The organism is Streptomyces roseirectus (assembly GCF_014489635.1).
Taxonomy (GTDB): Bacteria; Actinomycetota; Actinomycetes; order Streptomycetales; family Streptomycetaceae; genus Streptomyces; species Streptomyces roseirectus.
The window spans coordinates 4,912,316-4,928,643 of record NZ_CP060828.1 but is presented as its reverse complement, the minus strand read 5'-3'; the positions used below and the strand labels follow the sequence as shown (position 1 = coordinate 4,928,643).

The following is a 16,328-nucleotide window of genomic DNA, read 5'->3' as shown; positions in this document are numbered from 1 at the left end:
ACCGGGATCAGGCGGACAGGCTCGCGCGGCCCTTGGCACGACGGTTCGCGAGAATCGCGCGACCGGCACGGGTACGCATCCGCAGGCGGAAGCCGTGGGTCTTGGCACGACGACGGTTGTTCGGCTGGAAGGTGCGCTTGCTCACTCGGGGGCTCCAGAAATCAAATCGGTGGTGGCGGGTGCCATCCTGGCTGTCACCGTGCGCCCACGAGTAGCTCTCGTTACGCCCGAGTGCACCGCTTCCCGATCACCTGAAGCGATCTTGGCCCATCGGAGGCAGGCGGCAGCAGCCATCGACAACTCGACCTGGTTACGGTACGCGGGGCTGCGCCATCCGGTCAAACCAGGGGTGCGCGCGAGACACTGTCCACAGCCTGGGGACAACAACTTGAACCGCACCCCGCGCGCTGACTACCGTGACTGGACTCCGATTCGTTCCCATGTCCCCCGCACCACCCGATTTACATCCCGACCCGTCCCGAGATCACACGATCGTGGGACCTTCGAGAGAGCGTGCCCCTGTGGCTGACGTACCTGCCGATCTTGCCGCAGTGTGGCCGCGAGTACTGGAGCAGCTTCTCGGCGAGGGTCGTGGCCAGGGGGTGGAGGTCAAGGACGAGCGGTGGCTGCGGCGCACGCAGCCGCTCGCGCTGGTCGCCGACACCGCGCTGCTCGCCGTGCCGAACGAGTTCGCGAAGAACGTCCTGGAGGGGCGGCTCGCGCCGATCGTCAGCGAGAGCCTGAGCCGGGAGTGCGGGCGGCCGATCCGGATCGCGATCACCGTCGACGAGTCCGCGGGCGAGCCACCGGCTCCGCCGGCCGCGGCCCAGCCCCGGTACGACGAGCCCGAGCTGCCGCCTCCGGCGTACGACAAGCCGTCCTACGACGCTCCGTCCCGTGGTGACCGTGGTGACCGTGGTGACCGTGGTGACTACGAGCCGCAGTACGACGATCCGTACGAGGGCGGGTACGGCCGGCATCGTCCCGAGCCCTCCGGGGAGCGGCCCCTGCCGACCGTCCGGCCCGCGTATCCCGGCGAGTACCAGCGGCCCGAGCCCGGCGCTTGGCCGCGTGGCTCGGAGCGTTCGGAACGTCCCGAGCGGCCCGACCGTCCTGAGCGTTCCGAGCGGGCCGATGAGTACGGCGGGTGGCAGCAGCAGCGGCTCGGTTTTCCCGAGCGGGATCCGTACGCGGGTGCGCCGCAGGAGTCGTACGGGGATCAGGGGTACGGCTCCTCGCCCGAGCGGCGGCCCTCCCCCGAGGCGTACCGGTCCGCGCCCGCCGAGCGGGGTTCCTACGAGGCGCCCTCCCGGCCCGACTACGACCAGCGGGATCCCGTGCGGCGTGAGCTGCCCGAGCCCGCGCACCGGCCCGGCGGGGCGCCCTCGTCCGGTTCCTCCTCCGGTGGGGCCGGGGTGGGTGCGGGTGCGGGTGCCGGTTCCGGTGGTGTCGGTGCTCTCGGTGCCGGGGGGCCCGGGGAGCCGACCGCTCGGCTCAATCCCAAGTACCTCTTCGACACGTTCGTCATCGGCGCGTCCAACCGGTTCGCGCACGCCGCGGCCGTCGCCGTCGCCGAGGCGCCCGCGAAGGCGTACAACCCGCTGTTCATCTACGGCGAGTCCGGGCTCGGGAAGACGCATCTCCTGCACGCCATCGGGCACTACGCGCGGAGCCTGTATCCCGGGACGCGGGTGCGGTACGTGTCGTCCGAGGAGTTCACCAACGAGTTCATCAACTCGATCCGGGACGGCAAGGGCGACAGCTTCCGCAAGCGGTACCGGGAGATGGACATCCTGCTCGTCGACGACATCCAGTTCCTCGCGGACAAGGAGTCGACGCAGGAGGAGTTCTTCCACACGTTCAACACGCTGCACAACGCGAACAAGCAGATCGTGCTGTCCAGTGACCGGCCGCCGAAGCAGCTGGTGACCCTTGAGGACCGGTTGCGCAACCGGTTCGAGTGGGGGCTCATCACGGACGTCCAGCCGCCCGAGCTGGAGACCCGGATCGCGATCCTTCGCAAGAAGGCGGTTCAGGAGCAGCTGAACGCGCCGCCGGAGGTGCTGGAGTTCATCGCGTCGCGGATCTCCCGGAACATCCGTGAGCTGGAGGGGGCGCTGATCCGGGTGACCGCGTTCGCCTCGCTGAACCGGCAGCCGGTCGATCTCGGGCTGACCGAGATCGTCCTCAAGGACCTCATTCCCGGGGGGGAGGACTCTGCTCCCGAGATCACCTCGACGGCGATCATGAGCGCGACCGCGGATTACTTCGGGCTCACGGTCGAGGATCTGTGCGGGACGTCTCGGGGGCGGGCCCTGGTGACCGCTCGGCAGATCGCCATGTACCTCTGTCGGGAGCTGACGGATCTGTCGCTGCCGAAGATCGGGGCGTTGTTCGGGGGGCGGGACCATACGACCGTCATGCACGCGGATCGGAAGATCCGGAATCTCATGGCCGAGCGGCGGTCTATCTACAACCAGGTGACCGAGCTGACGAACCGGATCAAGAACGGCTGAGGTGGGGGTGGGGGGTGTTCCCGTTTTCGGGGACGCCCCCTTTTTTTGTTGCCCGGCGTCCACAGCCTGTGGGTTTCCTCGCCCCCGCCGCCCCTACCCGTCCCATCCCCCAGGGGCTCCGCCCCTTCAACCCCACCAGGGGCTCCGCCCCTGGACCCCGGGTGGGTGGGGGAAGCGGGGGGAACGAGGGCGGGGGGCAAGGGCAAGAGCGGGGCGAGGGCAGGGGCGAGGGTGGAGGCGGGGGCAAGGGCGAGGGCTGGGTTTGGGGGTGGCCGCCAGGAGGCGGGCGGGAGGGGGAGGCAGGGAGGGTGAGGAGACGGGCTGGGAGGAGCGGGGAGGGGAAGGCCGAGGAGGGCCGAGGAGGGAGGGGAACTGAGGGGTTCGCGGGAGCGGGGAGGTGTGCGGGGTGGGCTGGAGTGGGGGTGGGTGGGGAAGTGCGGGTTGTGGGTGGTAGTCGGCCCTGGAAGGGCCTCGTCCTCAAGCGCCGGACGGGCTGTGAGGGGGAGGGGTGGGTAGGGAAGTGCGGGCCGTGGAGTGGAGGCGGGAGGGGTGGGTGGAGGCGGGCGAGGGGCATAGGGCGAGAGGTGCGGCAAGGAGCATGGGTTGAGGGGTGAGGCTAGAGCGATGGGCCAGGGGTGGGGCAAGGAGGGATGGGCCAGGGGATGCGGGGTGTAGGCAATCCCGGGTGGGGCTTGTCTCACGCGCCAGGCACGCCGGATGGGCTGGGGGTGGGGGCGCTCGGCGTCGGCGGGGGCCTGTGCGGAGGCAGGCACGCCGGGTGGGCTGGGGGTGAGGGCGCTCGGCGTCGGCGACGGTCCGTGCGAAGGCAGGCACGCCGGGAGGGCTGGGGGTGGGGGCGCTCGGCGTCGGCGACGGTCCGTGCGAAGGCAGGCACGCCGGGAGGGCTGGGGGTGAGGGCGCTCGGCGTCGGCGACGGTCCGTGCGAAGGCAGGCGCGCCGGGAGGGCTGGGGGTGAGGGCACCGGGGGTTGTGGGAGGGAAGGGGGAGTGATCGGGGCGGGGTCAGGGGATGTGGTGGTCCGTGGCGTGGCGCGGGGTGGGCGGTTGGGGTGGGCGTCGTTGGGTGGTGTCCCGCTGGAGGGGGGTGAGTATGCGGGGCCGTCGGTCTCCGCTCGGCGTCGAGGCGGCGGTCGCAGGCCCGCTTGTCCAGCCGCGGCGCGTGCCGTTCGCAGGCGTCGGCGTGCTGATGTGGTCCATCGGCGGCAGCTCCAGCGGGTCGGCCTGCCGGGACAGCGGGTTCGTGCCGGTGCACCACTCGGCGGGGCGTCAGCTCGTTGCTGTGCTGCGGTGGGTGGGGTTGGGCCGGTTGGTGGGGTGGGGGGTGTTCGAATCGGGGTGGGGTTACGGGGGTTGTCCACAGATTTGGGGAGTAGTTGGCTTCCACAGGCTGGGGACTGTTGAGTTGTCCAGACTGTGTCCACAGGGTGGGGGTGGGGATAAGGGGTTTGGGCAGGTCAGGGGGGTGTGGATATGTGGGAAACAGTTATCCACAGGCTGTGGAGAACTTGGCGGTCCACAGGGTGTGGGAAAAGTTGTCCACCGGGTTTCCCCAGGTAGGAGGGGGTTTTCCCCAGGGAACAGGGGGTTCTCCACACCCTTGTCCACTGTTCGGCAACGTGACGCGCCTAGTCACCGGGTCGAGTGAAAGGCGTCACATGAAGGTGCCGGGTTGGCCTGTGGGAAACGTGGGTAAACCTGGGGACGCAGTTGGGGACAACTGCCCTCTCCCTGTGGACGGTGTGTGCAAAACTTTCCGTTCTCCACAGGCACCCCGAGTTATCCACCGCCTCCATCCACAGGACCGGTGGATAAAATTCGGCCTCTGAGCTGGGAAAACGGGGTTATCCACCGTATCCACAGCCCCTACTACTAAGACCAACTAGAGAGAGCCCGGGAATCGTTTCGAAGCGGGGCCTGTGCACAACTCGCTGTTGGCGGCCCGCCTGCCGCTCATCACGACTTGACCCCGAGGGGCACCAGGTGTCAGTGGGGTGCGTCAGACTGGTCCCCGGTGTCCTTCCCCTCGCCGAGGGCCGTGACACCCAGACAGACGACGAAGGCGAAGCAGGCCGAGAAGCGCCGGCAACAGCAGGAGGCGGCAACAGTGAAGATCCGGGTGGAACGCGACGTACTCGCGGAGGCCGTGGCCTGGGCGGCGCGCAGCCTCCCGGCCCGTCCGCCGGCGCCTGTCCTCGCCGGCCTCCTGCTGAAGGCCGAGGAGGGCCAGCTCAGCCTGTCGAGCTTCGACTACGAGGTCTCCGCGCGGGTCGGCGTCGAGGCGGAGGTCGAGGAGGAGGGCACGGTGCTCGTCTCCGGCCGCCTGCTCGCCGACATCTGCCGGGCCCTGCCCAACCGCCCTGTCGAGATCTCCACAGACGGTGTACGGGCGACCGTCGTCTGCGGCTCCTCGCGGTTCACCCTCCACACCCTGCCGGTGGAGGAGTACCCGGCGCTGCCGCAGATGCCGAACGCGACGGGCACCGTGCCGGGCGAGGTGTTCGCCTCCGCCGCCGCGCAGGTCGCCATCGCCGCCGGCCGTGACGACACGCTGCCGGTGCTGACCGGTGTGCGGATCGAGATCGAGGGCGACACGGTCACGCTGGCGTCCACCGACCGCTACCGGTTCGCCGTCCGCGAGTTCCTGTGGAAGCCGGAGAACCCCGAGGCGTCCGCGGTCGCGCTGGTGCCCGCGAAGACGCTGCTCGACACGGCCAAGGCGCTGACCAGCGGGGACAGCGTGACGCTGGCGCTCTCCGGGTCGGGCTCCGGCGAAGGGCTCATCGGGTTCGAGGGGGCGGGTCGGCGGACGACGACGCGGCTGCTCGAAGGCGACCTGCCGAAGTACCGGACGCTCTTCCCGACGGAGTTCAACTCCGTCGCCGTGATCGAGACCGCGCCGTTCGTCGAGGCCGTCAAGCGTGTCGCCCTCGTCGCCGAGCGGAACACCCCGGTGCGCCTGAGCTTCGAGCAGGGCGTGCTCATCCTGGAGGCCGGTTCCAGCGACGACGCACAGGCTGTGGAGCGCGTCGACGCGCAGCTGGAGGGCGACGACATCTCGATCGCCTTCAACCCGACGTTCCTGCTGGACGGCCTGAGCGCGATCGACTCCCCGGTCGCCCAGCTGTCGTTCACGACGTCCACGAAGCCCGCGCTGCTGAGCGGCAAGCCCGCCCTGGACGCCGAGGCCGACGAGGCGTACAAGTACCTGATCATGCCGGTCCGCCTGAGCGGCTGACCGAGGGTCGCCCGGGGTACGCGCTCACCCGTGCGTTTGAGCGCGTATGCCCACAACTGTGCGCTGACGTCCGGGTTTAGGCTCGTGCGTGGTGCGGAAGCGCCTCTCACGCCACACAGCGACCTAAGGAACCACTGATGGAGCTCGGTCTCGTCGGACTCGGCAAGATGGGCGGCAACATGCGCGAGCGGATCCGCCGCGCGGGCCACACTGTCGTCGGGTATGACCGCAACCCGGACCTCGCGGACGTCCACAGCCTCAAGGAGCTTGTGGACACGCTCCAGGCGCCGCGCGTCGTGTGGGTGATGGTCCCGGCGGGAGCGCCGACGCAGGCGACCGTCGACGAGCTGGCCGAGCTGCTGGAGCCGGGGGACGTCGTCGTGGACGGCGGGAACTCGCGGTGGACCGATGACGAGAAGCACGCCGAGGAGCTGGCGGCCAAGGGCATCGGGTTCGTGGACTGCGGCGTCTCCGGCGGGGTGTGGGGGCTGACCAACGGCTACGCGCTGATGTACGGCGGCGACGCGGCCGACATCGCCAAGGTGCGGCCGGTCTTCGACGCCCTCAAGCCCGAGGGCGACTTCGGCTCGGTGCACGCCGGCAAGGTCGGCGCCGGGCACTTCGCGAAGATGGTCCACAACGGCATCGAGTACGCCATGATGCAGGCGTACGCCGAGGGCTGGGAGCTGCTGGAGAAGGTCGACTCCGTCACCGACGTCCGCGAGGTCTTCCGGTCCTGGCAGGAGGGGACGGTCATCCGCTCCTGGCTGCTCGACCTCGCCGTCAACGCCCTGGACGAGGACGAGCACCTGGACAAGCTGCGCGGTTACGCGCAGGACTCCGGCGAGGGGCGCTGGACCGTCGAGGCGGCCATCGACCACGCCGTCCCGCTGCCCGCGATCACCGCCTCGCTGTTCGCGCGGTTCGCGTCCCGGCAGGACGACTCGCCGCAGATGAAGATGATCGCGGCGCTGCGCAACCAGTTCGGCGGGCACGCCGTCGAGTCCAAGTAACACCCGTCGGAGAGGTCGGCCATGCACGTCACGCATCTGTCGTTGGCCGACTTCCGTTCGTACGTCCGGGCCGAGGTCCCGCTCGACCCGGGCGTCACCGCGTTCGTGGGCCCCAACGGGCAGGGCAAGACCAACCTCGTCGAGGCCGTCGGCTACCTCGCGACGCTGGGCAGCCACCGCGTCGCCTCGGACGCGCCCCTCGTGCGCATGGGCGCCGACCGGGCCGTCGTCCGCGCGCAGGTCCGGCAGGGGGAGCGGCAGCAGTTGGTCGAGCTGGAGCTGAACCCCGGCCGGGCGAACCGGGCGCGGATCAACCGGTCGAGCCAGGTGCGCCCGCGTGACGTGCTCGGGATCCTGCGGACGGTGCTGTTCGCGCCGGAGGACCTGGCGCTCGTCAAGGGCGACCCCGGGGAGCGGCGGCGCTTCCTGGACGAGCTGATCACCGCCCGCGCGCCGAGGATGGCCGGGGTGCGGGCCGACTACGAGCGCGTCCTCAAGCAGCGCAACACCCTGCTGAAGTCCGCCGCCCTCGCGCGCAGGCACGGCGGACGCTCGATGGACTTGTCCACCCTCGACGTCTGGGACCAGCATCTCGCGCGCGCGGGCGCCGAGTTGCTGGCCCAGCGGCTCGACCTGATCGCGGCGCTCCAGCCGCTGGCGGACAAGGCGTACGAGCAACTGGCGCCCGGCGGTGGGCCGCTCGCGCTGGAGTACCGGCCGTCGGCGCCCGGCGAGGCGCACACCCGCGAGGAGCTGTACGGCCAGCTCATGGCCGCGCTCGCGGAGGCGCGCAAGCAGGAGATCGAACGGGGTGTCACTCTCGTCGGTCCGCACCGCGACGACCTCCTCCTCAAACTCGGTCAACTGCCCGCCAAGGGCTATGCCTCCCACGGCGAGTCCTGGTCCTACGCGCTCGCCCTGCGCCTGGCCTCCTACGACCTCCTGCGCGCCGAGGGCAACGAGCCCGTGCTCGTCCTGGACGACGTCTTCGCCGAGCTCGACGCCCGCCGGCGCGAACGGCTGGCGGAGCTGGTGGCTCCCGGCGAGCAGGTACTGGTGACGGCCGCGGTGGACGACGACGTACCTGGCGTGCTGGTCGGGACGCGGTTCTCGGTCTCGGGCGGTCAGGTGGAGCGGGTATGAGTACCGACGAACGGGACGGACGGGGAGTTCCCGGCAAATCCACCTCGCCGCAAGAACTTTCCAGCCCGCCGAAAGAACCTTCCGGCGTCGACCTCGCCCGCGTAGCCCTCAAAGCCGCCCGCGAACAGGCCCGCGCGCGCGGAGCCGCGGCCCAGCAGAAGAAGCAGGCCAGACGCGGCGGTGGCCTGCGCTCCGGCGCGCGCGCGGACGGCCGCGACCCCATGGCGCTCGGCGCCGCGATCAACCGCCTGCTGAACGAGCGCGGCTGGGAGACCCCGGCGGCGGTCGGCGGCGTGATGGGCCGCTGGCCGGAGATCGTCGGCGAGGACATCGGCAAGCACTGCGTCCCCGAGCGCTACGACGAGGACGAGCGCGAGCTGGTCGTCCGCTGCGACTCGACGGCGTGGGCGACGAACCTGCGGCTGCTGGCGCCGACCCTGGTGGCGCGGCTCAACCAGGACCTCGGGCACGGCGCCGTGCGCCTGATCAAGGTGCTGGGGCCCGGCGGCCCCGTGCGCCGTTACGGGCCCCTGCGCGCCCCCGGGAGCACCGGCCCCGGCGACACCTACGGGTGACATACCTCACTCCGTCAACACCGCGCACGCCGTGAGCGTCGACAAGGCCGCCCCCGGCCCCGCCCGGTCCGCCGCCGTGCGCCGGGGGCGCCCCCTTCGCACTCCGCGCGCGGGGCCGTCGTCCGCGTCCGTCGAAACCCGCTCAACCTGCCTGTCGTACAAGGCGGAAGACGGTGTGCGCACCGGTGAATCCGGAGCTGACTCGCCGGTAGCCAAGGGTTGACAGCCGGAAGCGCTGAGTGCCGCTGTGAGCCTCTTGGGCCCCCCGTCCGCATATCGGGAGTCGAGAGAGGCCGGTTGAGGGCGGCACATGCGGACTCAGGTACCGGCAAACCCCCATCACTGTCGGTGCTACCGGTAGACTGGAAGCCAATCCCGCCCCACACGTGGGGACCGCCCGGGACAAGCTGAGCAACGCTGATCAAGGCTTACCAACGCAACATGCCGCAGCCGCTCCGGCAACCTGCCCAGGAGTCTGGCTCGTGCTGTGCCAGAAAGGGCGCTTCGTGGCCGATTCCGGCAACCCCAACGAGAACAACCCGTCCACCGACGCGAGCGTGAACGGCGAGGTCACCGCCTCGTACGACGCGAGCGCGATCACCGTCCTCGAAGGGCTGGACGCCGTCCGCAAGCGGCCCGGTATGTACATCGGCTCGACCGGTGAACGCGGCCTGCACCACCTCGTGTACGAGGTCGTGGACAACGCGGTCGACGAGGCCCTGGCCGGCCACGCGGACACGATCGACGTGACGATCCTCGCCGACGGCGGCGTGCGCGTGATCGACAACGGCCGCGGCATCCCGGTCGGCATCGTGCCGTCCGAGGGCAAGCCGGCCGTCGAGGTCGTGCTCACCGTCCTGCACGCGGGCGGCAAGTTCGGCGGCGGCGGCTACGCGGTCTCCGGCGGCCTGCACGGCGTCGGCGTCTCCGTCGTCAACGCGCTCTCCAGCCGGGTCTCCGTCGAGATCCGCACGGACGGCCACCGCTGGACGCAGGACTACAAGCTCGGTGCCCCGACGGCTCCCCTCGCGCAGCACGAGGAGACGCGTGAGACCGGCACCTCGGTCAGCTTCTGGGCGGACCCGGACATCTTCGAGACGACCGTCTACTCCTTCGAGACGCTGTCGCGGCGCTTCCAGGAGATGGCCTTCCTCAACAAGGGCCTGACGATCAAGCTCACCGACGAGCGCGAGTCGGCGAAGGCGACCGCCGGGGCGGACGAGGCGGGCGCGGACGAGAAGTCCGAGGTCAAGACGGTCACGTACCGCTACGACGGCGGCATCGTCGACTTCGTGAAGTACCTCAACTCCCGCAAGGGCGAGGCCGTGCACGCCACGATCATCGACCTGGAGGCGGAGGACAAGGACAAGGCCCTCTCCCTCGAAGTCGCGATGCAGTGGAACAGCGGCTACAGCGAGGGCGTCTACTCGTTCGCGAACATCATCCACACGCACGAGGGCGGCACCCACGAAGAGGGCTTCCGCGCGGCGCTCACGAACCTGATCAACAAGTACGCGCGCGACAAGAAGCTGCTGCGCGAGAAGGACGACAACCTCACGGGTGACGACATCCGCGAGGGTCTGACGGCGATCATCTCGGTCAAGCTGAGCGAGCCGCAGTTCGAGGGCCAGACGAAGACCAAGCTGGGCAACACGGAGGCCAAGACCTTCGTCCAGAAGGCCGTCTACGAGCACCTGAACGACTGGCTGGACCGCAACCCGGTGGAGGCCGCGGACATCGTCCGCAAGGGCATCCAGGCGGCCACCGCGCGCGTCGCGGCCCGCAAGGCGCGCGACCTGACGCGCCGCAAGGGTCTGCTGGAGAGCGCGTCGCTGCCGGGCAAGCTGAGCGACTGCCAGTCCAACGACCCGACCAAGTGCGAGATCTTCATCGTCGAGGGTGACTCCGCCGGTGGTTCGGCGAAGTCCGGGCGCAACCCGCAGTACCAGGCGATCCTCCCGATCCGCGGCAAGATCCTGAACGTCGAGAAGGCCAGGATCGACAAGATCCTGCAGAACCAGGAGATCCAGGCGCTGATCTCCGCGTTCGGCACGGGCGTGCACGAGGACTTCGACATCTCGAAGCTCCGCTATCACAAGATCATCCTGATGGCGGACGCCGACGTCGACGGCCAGCACATCAACACCCTGCTGCTGACCTTCCTGTTCCGCTTCATGCGCCCGCTGGTCGAGGCCGGGCACGTGTTCCTGTCCCGTCCCCCGCTCTACAAGATCAAGTGGGGCCGGGAGGACGTCGAGTACGCCTACTCCGACCGCGAGCGCGACGCCCTCCTGGAGATGGGCCGCCAGCGCGGCAAGCGCGTGCGCGAGGACTCGATCCAGCGCTTCAAGGGTCTCGGCGAGATGAACGCCGAGGAGCTGCGCGTCACGACCATGGACCAGGACCTGCGCGTCCTCGGCCAGGTCACCCTCGACGACGCCGCCCAGGCCGACGACCTGTTCTCCGTCCTGATGGGCGAGGACGTCGAGGCCCGCCGCGCGTTCATCCAGCGCAACGCCAAGGACGTCCGCTTCCTCGACATCTGAGTCGGTCTCAGCTGACCGCCACAGAAGGGATCTTCACCAGCAATGACCGACGAGAACACCCCTCAGACGCCTGAGGACGGCACCCTGCGCATCGAGCCCGTCGGGCTCGAGACGGAGATGCAGCGCTCCTACCTGGACTACGCGATGTCCGTCATCGTGTCCCGCGCGCTGCCCGACGTCCGCGACGGCCTCAAGCCCGTCCACCGCCGCGTCCTGTACGCCATGTACGACGGCGGGTACCGGCCCGAGAAGGGCTTCTACAAGTGTGCCCGCGTCGTCGGCGACGTCATGGGCAACTACCACCCGCACGGCGACTCCTCGATCTACGACGCGCTGGTCCGCCTCGCGCAGCCGTGGTCGATGCGGATGCCGCTCGTGGACTCCAACGGCAACTTCGGTTCCCCGGGCAACGACCCGGCGGCCGCCATGCGGTACACCGAGTGCAAGATGATGCCGCTGTCCATGGAGATGGTCCGCGACATCGACGAGGAGACCGTCGACTTCACGGACAACTACGACGGCCGCTCCCAGGAGCCGACCGTCCTGCCGGCCCGCTTCCCGAACCTGCTGATCAACGGCTCCGCGGGCATCGCGGTCGGCATGGCCACCAACATTCCCTCGCACAACCTGCGCGAGGTCGCGGCCGGCGCCCAGTGGTGTCTGGAGCACCCGGACGCCTCGCACGAGGAGCTGCTGGACGCGCTCATCGAGCGCATCAAGGGCCCCGACTTCCCGACCGGCGCCCTCGTCGTCGGCCGCAAGGGCATCGAGGAGGCGTACCGCACCGGGCGCGGCTCGATCACCATGCGCGCGGTCGTCGAGGTCGAGGAGATCCAGAACCGCCAGTGCCTGGTCGTCACCGAACTCCCCTACCAGGTCAACCCGGACAACCTCGCGCAGAAGATCGCCGACCTCGTCAAGGACGGCAAGATCGGCGGCATCGCGGACGTCCGTGACGAGACGTCGTCGCGCACCGGCCAGCGCCTCGTCATCGTCCTCAAGCGGGACGCCGTCGCCAAGGTCGTCCTCAACAACCTCTACAAGCACACCGACCTCCAGACGAACTTCGGCGCCAACATGCTGGCGCTGGTGGACGGGGTGCCGCGCACCCTGTCGCTGGACGCGTTCATCCGGCACTGGGTGACGCACCAGATCGAGGTCATCGTCCGGCGCACGCGCTTCAGGCTGCGCAAGGCCGAGGAGCGGGCGCACATCCTGCGCGGTCTGCTGAAGGCGCTGGACGCGATCGACGAGGTCATCGCGCTGATCCGGCGCAGCGAGACCGTCGACATCGCGCGCACGGGCCTGATGGACCTGCTCACGATCGACGAGATCCAGGCCAACGCGATCCTGGAGATGCAGCTGCGGCGCCTCGCGGCCCTGGAGCGGCAGAAGATCGTCCAGGAGCACGACGAGCTCCAGGCCAAGATCAACGAGTACAACGAGATCCTGGCCTCCCCGGTCCGCCAGCGCGGCATCGTCAGCGAGGAGCTGGCCGCGATCGTCGAGAAGTACGGCGACGACCGCAAGACCATGCTGGTGCCCTACGACGGTGACATGTCCATCGAGGACCTGATCGCCGAGGAGGACATCGTCGTCACCGTCACGCGCGGCGGCTACGTCAAGCGCACCAAGGCGGACGACTACCGGGCGCAGAAGCGCGGCGGCAAGGGCGTGCGCGGGGCGAAGCTCAAGGAAGACGACATCGTCGACCACTTCTTCGTCTCCACCACCCACCACTGGCTGCTGTTCTTCACCAACAAGGGCCGCGTGTACCGCGCCAAGGCGTACGAACTGCCGGACGCCGGGCGGGACGCGCGCGGGCAGCACGTCGCCAACCTGCTGGCCTTCCAGCCGGACGAGGCGATCGCCGAGATCCTGGCCATCCGCGACTACGAGGCCGCACCCCACCTGGTGCTCGCCACGAAGGCAGGCTTGGTGAAGAAGACGCCTCTGAAGGATTACGATTCGCCGCGCTCCGGCGGCGTCATCGCGATCAATCTGCGCGAGCGCGAGGACGGTTCGGACGACGAACTGATCGGCGCCGAACTGGTCTCGTCGGACGACGATCTGCTCCTGATCAGCAAGAAGGCGCAGTCGATCAGGTTCACCGCCACCGACGACAGCCTGCGTCCCATGGGCCGCGCGACCTCGGGTGTCAAGGGCATGAGTTTCCGCGAGGGCGACGAACTGCTCTCGATGAATGTCGTTCGACCCGGTACGTTCGTGTTCACCGCCACCGACGGCGGGTACGCGAAGCGAACCAATGTCGACGAATATCGCGTCCAAGGACGTGGGGGCCTCGGAATCAAGGCCGCCAAGATCGTCGAGGACCGTGGGTCACTCGTCGGTGCGCTGGTGGTCGAGGAGACCGACGAGATCCTCGCCATCACGCTCGGCGGCGGTGTGATTCGTACGCGAGTCAACGAGGTCAGGGAGACGGGCCGTGACACCATGGGCGTCCAACTGATCAACCTGGGCAAGCGCGATGCCGTCGTCGGCATCGCCCGTAACGCCGAGGCGGGGCGCGAGGCGGAGGAGGTCGAGGGTGACCTCGACGCCGCCGAGGCCACCGCACCGGCCGGCACGGACGAGGGTGAGTCGCCCTCGTCCGAGTAAGCACCGAGGAGAGAGTCATCGTGAGCGGAGCCACGGGCGCCGGTACGTCCGCCGGTACTTCCGGTACTTCCGGCAGGGAGAAGGAGGGCGGCGGTCGTGGCTCCGCCGCGCAGGCGTCCGGGGGTGCGGAGGCGGATCCGCGGGACGCGCACACGACGCAGCTGAAGGCGATCAAGGCGGACGCGCAGCCGGCGTCCGCCGGGGCGTCCGTCTCCGAGAAGCGCGGCAAGGGGGCCCAGCGGCCCGCAGGCGGGGCCGGGGGCAACTCCCGTGACACGCGGGGCGGTTCAGGGGTTTCCGGCGCTCAGCGGGGCGCCTCGGGGGCGCAGGTCGGGCAGCAGCAGACCGCCTCCCCGCTGCCCGGCGAACGCCGTCCCGAGCAGGCCGCCGCGCCCTACCACCCGCCGCAGGCGTACGGGGCCGAGGGCGGCGCCGTCGACGGTGCCGGTCCCGACGGGGCCGTCCGGCACCCGCGGACCGGGGCGCGTACGGCGCCGCGGGTGCGCAAGGCGCGGCTGCGGGTGTCCAAGGCCGACCCGTGGTCCGTGATGAAGGTCAGCTTCCTGCTCTCCATCGCGCTGGGCATCTGCACGATCGTCGCCTCGGCCGTGCTGTGGATGGTCATGGACGCGATGGGGGTCTTCTCGTCCGTCGGCTCGACCATCTCCGAGGCGACCGGGTCCAACGAGTCCAACGGGTTCGACCTCCAGTCGTTCCTCTCGCTCCCCCACGTCCTCATGTTCTCGACGGTCATCGCCGTCATCGACGTCGTCCTCGCGACGGCGCTCGCGACGCTCGCGGCGTTCATCTACAACCTGTCCGCCGGGTTCGTGGGCGGGGTGGAGCTGACGCTCGCCGAGGACGAGTGAGCTGGGCCAACCGATTTTGGGACTGCCCCGGTCGTGCGCTAACCTTCAGGAGTCAGCGCGCGGGACACACTCCGCAAGCGCGGCGGGGCTATAGCTCAGTTGGTTAGAGCGCATCCCTGATAAGGATGAGGCCACAGGTTCAAATCCTGTTAGCCCCACATCGGCATAGCGCCAGGTCAGACGGCCGGTAGATCTTCGGGATCTACCGGCCGTCTCCGTTTTCGGATCCCGCTTTTGTCTGTTCATGATCAACCATTGTCTGCCGTGTTTGGTTGATGGTTTGATGATCTACGTGGGCTGCCTGCATTCTTCGACGTGTCCGCTCTTCCCTCACCTCAACGAGAGTCTGGCGGGCTGGCGTTCCTATTACTGCGACCACCAGGCCAACTGGCGTGAGTGCGCGCGCTATCAGGTGGCGCTCACCGGTGAGCGGGTGCCCATCACGCTGCTGCCCAACGGACGGCACGCCCGGTATCTGGCACCGACGCCCGAACAGCCGCGGACGCCCGCACAGGGGCCGACGCCCGCGCAGGAGCCCGAGCGGGGCTGGTGGGCGCGGTTGGCCGAGTGGATGAAAGGCAACGCATGACCGCCTACTGGCCCTGGTGGGCGGGTGCTGTCGCACTCGCCGTACTGACCATCGGTTACGCCCTCGCGGCCGGTCGGTCGTTCGGGGTGTCGGGAGCCTGGGAGCGCGTGCTCCACTGGCGGCGCGAAGCCGAAGTGGAGCGGACGGAGGCCCAGTTCGCCGACGAACGGGTCCTGGCCGCCGCCCTCGGCGCGGCCACCGCCGAGCACTTCGGCACCGCGCCCGCCGCGCCGGTGTCCGTGTCCACCCTGCCCGAGCCGCCGGGGGCGGCCGCCGTCCCGGACGGGGCCGTACGCCGCCGGGGCGGGGCGCCGGGCCCGGCCCCGCTGGTCACCCAGGCCGTTCTGCTGGGCTCGGTCTTCGTGGGCGGACTGCTCGCCGCCCTCACCTCCGGGCGGTTCCGGCTCCGCCTCGACATGGGGGCGGGCTACCGGGACGTGGTGACCGGCAACCCGGTCGTCATGGTCGTCCTGCTGTTCGTGGGCGGCGTGCTCGTCGGCTTCGGCACCCGGCTGGCCGGGGGCTGTACCTCGGGTCACGGGCTCAACGGCTGCGGGCGGCTGAGCCCCGCCAGTCTCGTCGCGACGGCCACGTTCTTCGGCACCGGCGTCGTGGTGTCGTTCCTCTTGTGGAAGGTGATCTGATGCGTACCCGGGGCCGACTCCTGCTGGCCAACCTCCTCGTCGGCCTCGCTCTCGGCTTCACCGTGACCCGTATCGGGTTCGGTGACTACGCCGAGCTCAACCGCATGTTCACCTTCCAGGACCTGCGGATGTTCTTCTCCTTCCTCGGTGCCGTCGGGATCATCGTGATCGCGTTCGCCCTGCTGCGGGTGCGCCGGGACGCGCAGCGCGTCCATGCCGGTGTCGTTCCCGGCGCGGTGCTGTTCGGTATCGGCTGGGCGATCTCCGGTGGCTGCCCGGCGATCCCGATCGTTCAGCTCGCCGGCGGTTACCTGCCCGCCGTGATCACCCTCGCGGGCATCGTCGTCGGGGTCAGGCTGGCCCGCTGGGCCGGTGGCCGGGGGCTTTTGCGTGTCGAACGGGGCTCTTGCGGGGGGTGAGCGCACCCTGTCGGCCCCACATCGCGGAGAAGGCGTCTCCCTCGGGAGGCGCCTTCTTCGTGTTGCCCGGGTGGTCGTGGGCATGAAAACGCCCGGTCGCTGGCGACGGGGGATGCACCAGCGACCGGGCTATGGCCAAG

The 16,328-nt window shown here is 69.7% G+C and carries 12 protein-coding genes and 1 tRNA gene; 12 read left to right on the top strand and 1 reads right to left on the bottom strand.

From position 1 onward, the window contains the following. Nucleotides 1-7 precede the first annotated feature (7 nt). Nucleotides 8-145 (bottom strand): 50S ribosomal protein L34, encoded by a 138-nt coding sequence (rpmH, locus tag IAG44_RS20710; protein WP_015659252.1) that lies wholly within the window; start codon nt 143-145, stop codon nt 8-10. Nucleotides 146-521: 376 nt separating this feature from the next. Here rpmH and dnaA point away from each other — a divergent pair, with 376 nt between their 5' ends. The 12 genes from dnaA to IAG44_RS20650 all read left to right on the top strand — a co-directional run bounded on the left by dnaA (nt 522) and on the right by IAG44_RS20650 (nt 16,188). After that, nucleotides 522-2,516 (top strand): chromosomal replication initiator protein DnaA, encoded by a 1,995-nt coding sequence (dnaA, locus tag IAG44_RS20705; protein ID WP_187748576.1) that lies wholly within the window; start codon nt 522-524, stop codon nt 2,514-2,516. 2,124 nt (nt 2,517-4,640) lie between these two features. Then, nucleotides 4,641-5,771, top strand: coding sequence for a DNA polymerase III subunit beta (dnaN, locus tag IAG44_RS20700; RefSeq protein WP_187752795.1), 1,131 nt, complete (start codon nt 4,641-4,643; stop codon nt 5,769-5,771). A gap of 137 nt (nt 5,772-5,908) precedes the next feature. Next, complete coding sequence (gnd, locus tag IAG44_RS20695; protein WP_187748575.1) at nt 5,909-6,784, top strand: phosphogluconate dehydrogenase (NAD(+)-dependent, decarboxylating); 876 nt, start codon at nt 5,909-5,911, stop codon at nt 6,782-6,784. Nucleotides 6,785-6,805: 21 nt separating this feature from the next. After that, nucleotides 6,806-7,927, top strand: a complete 1,122-nt coding sequence (gene recF, locus IAG44_RS20690) for a DNA replication/repair protein RecF (RefSeq protein ID WP_187748574.1) — start codon at nt 6,806-6,808, stop codon at nt 7,925-7,927. After that, a complete protein-coding gene (locus IAG44_RS20685) occupies nt 7,924-8,502 on the top strand; it encodes a DciA family protein (protein ID WP_187748573.1) in 579 nt (192 codons plus the stop codon). The genes recF and IAG44_RS20685 overlap by 4 nt, the downstream gene beginning before the upstream one ends. A 482-nt stretch (nt 8,503-8,984) precedes the next feature. Next, nucleotides 8,985-11,048, top strand: a complete 2,064-nt coding sequence (gene gyrB / locus IAG44_RS20680) for a DNA topoisomerase (ATP-hydrolyzing) subunit B (protein ID WP_281404296.1) — start codon at nt 8,985-8,987, stop codon at nt 11,046-11,048. Nucleotides 11,049-11,090: 42 nt separating this feature from the next. Further along, entirely contained in the window at nt 11,091-13,667 is a 2,577-nt protein-coding gene (gene gyrA, locus IAG44_RS20675) for a DNA gyrase subunit A (RefSeq protein WP_187748572.1), read from the top strand. A gap of 20 nt (nt 13,668-13,687) precedes the next feature. Beyond that, nucleotides 13,688-14,536, top strand: coding sequence for a DUF3566 domain-containing protein (locus IAG44_RS20670; protein WP_187748571.1), 849 nt, complete (start codon nt 13,688-13,690; stop codon nt 14,534-14,536). 84 nt (nt 14,537-14,620) lie between these two features. Then, nucleotides 14,621-14,694 (top strand) — tRNA-Ile (locus IAG44_RS20665). 86 nt (nt 14,695-14,780) lie between these two features. Further along, nucleotides 14,781-15,125: a hypothetical protein gene (locus tag IAG44_RS20660; RefSeq protein WP_223006800.1), complete on the top strand. Its 345-nt coding sequence runs from the start codon at nt 14,781-14,783 to the stop codon at nt 15,123-15,125. Beyond that, complete coding sequence (locus tag IAG44_RS20655; protein WP_187748570.1) at nt 15,122-15,769, top strand: YeeE/YedE family protein; 648 nt, start codon at nt 15,122-15,124, stop codon at nt 15,767-15,769. The genes IAG44_RS20660 and IAG44_RS20655 overlap by 4 nt, the downstream gene beginning before the upstream one ends. Beyond that, nucleotides 15,769-16,188 (top strand): YeeE/YedE thiosulfate transporter family protein, encoded by a 420-nt coding sequence (locus IAG44_RS20650; RefSeq protein WP_187748569.1) that lies wholly within the window; start codon nt 15,769-15,771, stop codon nt 16,186-16,188. The genes IAG44_RS20655 and IAG44_RS20650 overlap by 1 nt, the downstream gene beginning before the upstream one ends. The last annotated feature ends 140 nt before the right edge of the window (nt 16,189-16,328 follow it).